The sequence below is a fragment of the Dysgonomonas sp. Shenzhen-Wh21 genome (genome assembly GCF_043392705.1).
Lineage (GTDB): Bacteria > Bacteroidota > Bacteroidia > Bacteroidales > Dysgonomonadaceae > Dysgonomonas.
This window is the reverse complement of sequence record NZ_JAIXHZ010000225.1, coordinates 1-6,108: the sequence shown is the minus strand read 5'-3', so window position 1 is coordinate 6,108 and position 6,108 is coordinate 1. Positions and strand designations below refer to the sequence as shown.

The 6,108-nt window shown below is 33.9% G+C and carries 7 protein-coding genes and 1 pseudogene; all 8 read left to right on the top strand.

Going from position 1 to position 6,108, the window contains the following annotated elements; genetic code table 11:
- The first annotated feature begins 103 nt into the window (after nt 1-103).
- Nucleotides 104-565 carry a hypothetical protein gene (locus LDB17_RS14945; RefSeq protein ID WP_289781682.1) on the top strand — a complete coding sequence of 154 codons (462 nt, stop codon included), beginning with the start codon at nt 104-106 and terminating at the stop codon, nt 563-565.
- Nucleotides 561-882 (top strand): annotated as a pseudogene (locus LDB17_RS14940) (RNA ligase family protein); the annotation flags it as partial. The gene LDB17_RS14945 and the pseudogene LDB17_RS14940, both read left to right, overlap by 5 nt.
- A 169-nt stretch (nt 883-1,051) precedes the next feature.
- Entirely contained in the window at nt 1,052-1,594 is a 543-nt protein-coding gene (locus tag LDB17_RS14935; protein WP_252637510.1) for a GNAT family N-acetyltransferase, read from the top strand.
- 26 nt (nt 1,595-1,620) lie between these two features.
- A complete protein-coding gene (locus LDB17_RS14930; RefSeq protein ID WP_252637508.1) occupies nt 1,621-2,352 on the top strand; it encodes a DNA alkylation repair protein in 732 nt (243 codons plus the stop codon).
- 28 nt (nt 2,353-2,380) lie between these two features.
- Nucleotides 2,381-3,232, top strand: coding sequence for a GNAT family N-acetyltransferase (locus LDB17_RS14925; RefSeq protein ID WP_252637529.1), 852 nt, complete (start codon nt 2,381-2,383; stop codon nt 3,230-3,232).
- 89 nt (nt 3,233-3,321) lie between these two features.
- Complete coding sequence (locus tag LDB17_RS14920) at nt 3,322-4,116, top strand: helix-turn-helix domain-containing protein (RefSeq protein ID WP_252637506.1); 795 nt, start codon at nt 3,322-3,324, stop codon at nt 4,114-4,116.
- A gap of 90 nt (nt 4,117-4,206) precedes the next feature.
- Nucleotides 4,207-4,575, top strand: coding sequence for a VOC family protein (locus tag LDB17_RS14915; RefSeq protein ID WP_252637505.1), 369 nt, complete (start codon nt 4,207-4,209; stop codon nt 4,573-4,575).
- 475 nt (nt 4,576-5,050) lie between these two features.
- Nucleotides 5,051-6,108: hypothetical protein (locus LDB17_RS14910; protein WP_393925123.1), on the top strand; the 1,058-nt coding region annotated here is incomplete at its 3' end.

The window sequence follows — 6,108 nt, the reverse complement described above, 5'->3', positions numbered from 1 at the left end:
ATTTACTAAATAATAGTTAATTTTGCACGATTTTAAAAAATAACCTTGGATTAAGATCCAATAATTTATAGATATAAAGTTAACTACTAAATAATAGATTCTAATGAAAAATATAAAAGTTAGTTTGTGTCACTGTTTTGTGTTAATTTTTACCGTTTTTACCTTCTTTTCATGCAGTGAAGATAACGCTCCGGAGCAAAAGGCGGATTACAATTTACTTGGCATAACCTCTGTTACTATTAATGGTAGCCGCATTCCTGTCAAAGCTGATGGAGTATTACTAGACTTAGCTGATTCTAAAGATATAGTAGGAACAGGATCCCTGAGTGAACCGTATAAAAAACATTTTGAAGTAGAATATGCTATATTGACTAAAGATTTGTCAGCGTCTTCTGTGGATATACAGAGCAAATATCCGGACGTATCTATAAATATATCTCATGTAGTTACTAGTCCATCTGTAATTACATGGATAGCTAAGATTACAAGAGAGGGTTACTCAGAATCTGTTATATATAATCTGTCTTTTTTTGATCCAAGTTTAAATAAGATGTTTTTAGAATGATTTAGGAGATATAGAGCTTTTGGGAGAAAACCTTTATGCTGTTCACTCTATTGAGTATAAACGTATCGAAGAATATTATTTATTTTTGCCGCGCGCCAGATGGATAAATGTTTTTCATGAAAAGAAGTGAATTTTTATGCATCAATGTTTGATTTTCCTAAAGTCCCCGACTTGGTTTTGTCTCTCGCAATATTGGAGAATATCCCGTTTCGGAATTCATGCATAATGTTTTCAAATACGTCCGCAAAGGTCATGTGAAAACCGATAAGCACTGGACTCGCAATCGGAAGCGGGCTAAGTTGGTATGGGAGCAGTAGCTTTACAATAAAGATGTACTTATTTCTTTTACCATGAAAGATATTAAGGATTGAAATAATGATAACTTTGTTTTTACAAATCTATTGCGGATAAATATCAGTTAAAAAAAGATATTTTGTCTTCAAAGAATAGCATAACTATCATCATCAATTGATATTAAAAGAGAAAATGACAGATTATATTTTAACGACTGATCGGCTGAGATTAAGACATTGGAAAGATTCAGATATTGAGCCGTTCGCAGCAATGAATATGGATAAGGAGGTAATGAGATTTTTTCCTAAGACTTTATCTTATTCAGAAACTCTGGATTTTATAGATAGAATTAAGTTACACTTTAAGAAACACAATTTTGGACTGTTTGTTGTTGAAGAAAAAACAACGAAAGAATTTATTGGATTTACCGGATTCTCCATCCCTGCTTTTGATTCTTATTTTACGCCTTGTGTAGAAATAGGTTGGAGATTTAGAAAGGAATTTTGGAAAAAGGGATTCGCCACTGAAGCGGCAACAGCATGCCTTAATTATGGCTTTGATGTTTTAAACTTCAATAAAGTTGTATCATTTACTTCTGTTCTAAATATTGATTCAGAAAAAGTAATGAAGCGAATCGGTATGCATCTTGAAGGGTATTTTGATCATCCCAAAATAGAAAAACAAAACCCTTTGTGCAAGCATGTTCTTTACGAAATTAAAAGACCAAATAACTAGTATCGTTTATTCCTTATCATTAAAAAATGGATAATATAGTAGAAAAGGTTCGTCAGTCATTGATAATGTGTATTGATGAAAGTACACTTAATACTAGCTCTCGATTTTTCAAAGAGGGGGAAGCAGCTAAAGTACATGGTGTGCGAATGGGGGACGTCAGCAAAATAGCTAAAGAGATCCTTAAACAGATGAAGGGGTTTTCTAAACAGGAGATATTCGACTTATGCGAAGAGCTGTGGAAGTCCGGCTACTTGGAAGAATCGGTTGTTGCTTGTGTTTGGGCAGAATCATTACATAAACAATATGAATCTGCTGATTTTAAGATTTTCGAATATTGGGTGCACAATTACGTGACCAACTGGGTTGATTGTGATACCCTCTGTAACCATACTATCGGTACATTCGTAATGATGTATCCCGAATATATATCAGAGCTGAAAAAGTGGGCAAAATCTTCTAACCGCTGGGTAAAGCGGGCAGCAGCCGTTACATTGATTATTCCTGCCCGTAAAGGTCTGTTTCTAGATGATGTTTTTGAGATTGCAGATATATTACTCTTAGATAAAGATGATCTGGTACAAAAGGGATATGGCTGGATGTTGAAAGCAGCGAGCGAAACACAGAAAAAAAGTGATACCTATCAGAAAAGAGTGTTTGATTATGTGATGAAACATAAATCAGTAATGCCTCGTACAGCCTTGCGGTACGCTATAGAAAAAATGCCGGCAAATATGAAAGCAGAAGCTATGAAAAAGTGAAAATGATATTAAGTGAGATATGAAAGAAATGAAAGTAAAGTCATTGAAAGATATACACTTCGGCGTAATATATGAAGCATTTGATCAAGCTTTTGCTAACTATGAAGTACAAATCAATAAGGTACAACTCCAAACTATGCTTAAAAGACGAGGATTTGATCCTGGATTATCGTTCGCTGCATTTGATGGAGATAAAATAGTTGCATTTACTTTAAATGGAATTGGAGACTTCAACGGAATACGCACAGCATACGATACGGGAACAGGAACTCTGAAAGAATATCGAGGACAAGGTTTAGCTACTCAGGTCTTTGAATATTCTATACCATTCTTACGAGAAGCCGGGATTAACCAATATCTGTTGGAAGTGTTGCAGCACAATACGAAAGCTGTTTCCGTATACAGAAATCTTGGATTTGAAGTAACTCGTGAATTCTATTATTCGATGCAAACAAATGAGCATATAAGCAATCTCATAAAAGAATCTGATACTTTATATTCTGTTAAACAGATAAGTACCGATCAATTGGATTTGTTTACTGAATTTTGGGATTTTACTCCTTCGTGGCAGAATAGTTTTGAATCTATACAGCGGGCTGTTGATGATTTTATTTGTTTGGGAGTATTTGTCGATGGACGAATAGTCGGATACTGTGTTTTCGAATCTATATCGGGAGATCTTACTCAATTAGCCGTTGACAAAAAATATAGAAGGCAGGGGATTGCATCTCTATTACTAAAAGAGATTTTAAATTTGAATAAAAATTCGATTCTGAAAATTGTGAATACAGATGTATCATGTGATTCGATTACAGATTTCATAAAAGCAAAGAATATTGAAGTGAAAGGAAAACAATTTGAAATGATCAGAAAAATTTAAAACCGACGATTTCCTTTGATAGATTCAGTTTGCTTATAAATGTCCCTTTTTTACAATTCAGCAAAGTTGAGGTTAACTATCTTTGTACGATGGACTCTTTTGAAATTGTACAGCCAAGTATTGAATTGTCGCCTTACATTAAGAACTATTGGTTCTTAAAAGCAAATGCGGCAAATCATGTGCAAGGTGTAATACCGACAGGGAATATCAATCTATTCTTTCATCGGGGCAATCCTTTATCAATTGAAGGTAAAAGTACTTTTTTGCCTCAGATGTTTATTAGTGGACAATCTACTACATATTCCAACCTCATTCAGTCAGGCATTACAGATATGATTTGCGTTACGTTTCATGCATTTGGAGCACGCATGTTTTTCAAAGAGCCGATGTACGAATTTAAAGAACAGTCTATTGCGCTTGACTTACTCGACAATATTGAAATATTGGAGCTGGGTAAACTACTTCTGGATACATACGATAATAGAGTGTGCGTCCAAATGATTGAATCATTCTTGAAGAAGGAATATTTTGATTCCAAAGAATATAATTTGAGGCGAATGCAAGCCGCAGTAAAAGCTGTTAATATAGGGCATGTAGGAATTGAGTCCTTAGCTGGTATCAGCTGTCTAGGTTATAAGCAATTCAAACGTATCTTTACTGAATATGTAGGGTTGAATCCTAAAGAATTCTTGCGGATAATCCGTTTTCAACGAGCATTATATATTTTACAAACCAAACCTTCTACAAATCTTACAGAGCTTGCATACATCTGTGAGTTTTACGATCAATCGCATTTGATAAGTGAATTCAAACATTTTTCGGGATATACTCCGGGTGAATATCTTGCGATATGTGATCCATATTCCGACTACTTTTCTCTTTAAAAGATAGATGTCCTTTTTTTCCAAGTATAAGAGAAATGCAACTTTTAGTTTTGTATTGTCAATATTTATTCATTAAAAATCAAAAATGAAATGAAAAAGCTAGTTGCATTTTTTGAAATCCCTTCTGTAGATTTCAATAGAGCTGTAAAATTCTACGAATTATTACTGGGCATAAGTTTTAACGCTATGGACTTCGGTCATGAGAAAATGGCATTCTTTCCCGAAGAATCAGGTAGATGTCCCGGAGCTATATCTTACGCGCCGGACTTTAACCCTTCAAAAGATGGTGTTTTGATAAGTTTCTCTGTTGAAAGTATCGAAACGGCATTAGATAATATCGTGAAAAGCGGAGGGAAAAGAATTATCCCAAAAACAAAGATTGAAGCCGAAGGGGTAGGGTACTTTGCTACATTCATTGATAGTGAGGGAAATAGTATAGGTTTATACTCGGATAAATAACTGAAAATATAAATTTTTATAGGTGAGAACTGGTAAGATTTTATATTCTGCCAGTTCTGTTTATTTATAGTTTTCAACAAAATTAAAAACTACTTAAAAGTGTCCTTATCTCTCTTTGTTTTTCTGAAAAATATGCCTATTTGTACTATCAAAATGAAACTTATTTTCCGATTGTTCATGCAAATCCTTTCTGTAATTATAGTTTTTTGTTAACTTTGTCGCCAGTTAGGAGAAAATCTTCTAATAATCTAGAGTTGACTATTTAATAAAATCAAGACCGAAATTCTTTGGTATACAGTCGTATCTATGCTCTGGATTCTATTTATTAATATCGCATAATGTAGTATCGAGTCGTTTAAAATTGACTTCTAACTAATAGCGTTATGCCCCTTTGTTTTGCAAGATAGCATTTCAAAAATGATTATTTTCTTTGATTATTTCAAAGAGGGTATTCTTATGATCAATCCGTCAGATAATGAAAAGGATATTATTTATTTGCGCTATAACCATTTTTGTATCTTCTTTAAGAGCACAACAAAAAGAAGATTTTTTCAAACTCGGTGGAGCAATTCGTTTTAACACATCAGTAGAGAATTATGAAAAAAGTAATAAAGCTTTAAATACGTATATAAAACTCGATACGTGGTATTTGTCAGCCGATGCCCATAAATCAGGATTTGATTTAAGCTTTCAATACCGTTTCTATCCGGACTCTAAGGCCCACTTCTTACATCATGGTTATATCGGATACCAAATAGATCATAATCTATATATTAAAGGAGGTGTATTTCAAAAACCTTTCGGAATAGGAGATTTTGCGTCCCATTCGTGGTGGTTTCAGATTCCCTATTATATGGGATTGGAAGATACGTATAATACGGGGATAGGCTTATCATATCAATTAAGTCAATGGCATTTTGATTTTGCTTATTTCAGACAAGCAGCTCCAAAGGGTTTTATTTCGGATAATACTTTGGATAATGATGTTGGCAATGGCAGGTATTCTTATGCTGTCGTTCCTACTACAGGTTATGTCGGTAATACTCTGGTGGATGCAAATGTCAGAGAATCTGATCAATTCAATTTAAGAGCCCGATATAAATTGAATGAAAATATCGAGTTCGGCGTTTCCGGACAACTAGGAAGTATATATAATAAAGAGCTTAATAGTCGAAAATGGGGAATTAGTACTGCACTGCATGTAGTCGCTGATTATAATAAATGGAATTTTAAAGGAGAGTTTATCTCATATAATTATAATGCTCAGGGTAATAATAAAGAAAAACTTGACATCCTCCAGATGGCTGCTTATGGTGCAGCTTATGATGTGGCGGCGAAAGGAAATATTTATGTTCTGGGATTAGCATATATGATACCTATTAACAGAAGATTTATAAAATATATACAACCATATATAGACTATTCGATAGTAGATAAATACAAAAAAGAATATTTTAATACACAACACCTTATTCCCGGAGCACTTGTCTCTATGGGGCCCATATATACGTATGTTGATTTTGCTCTGGGTAA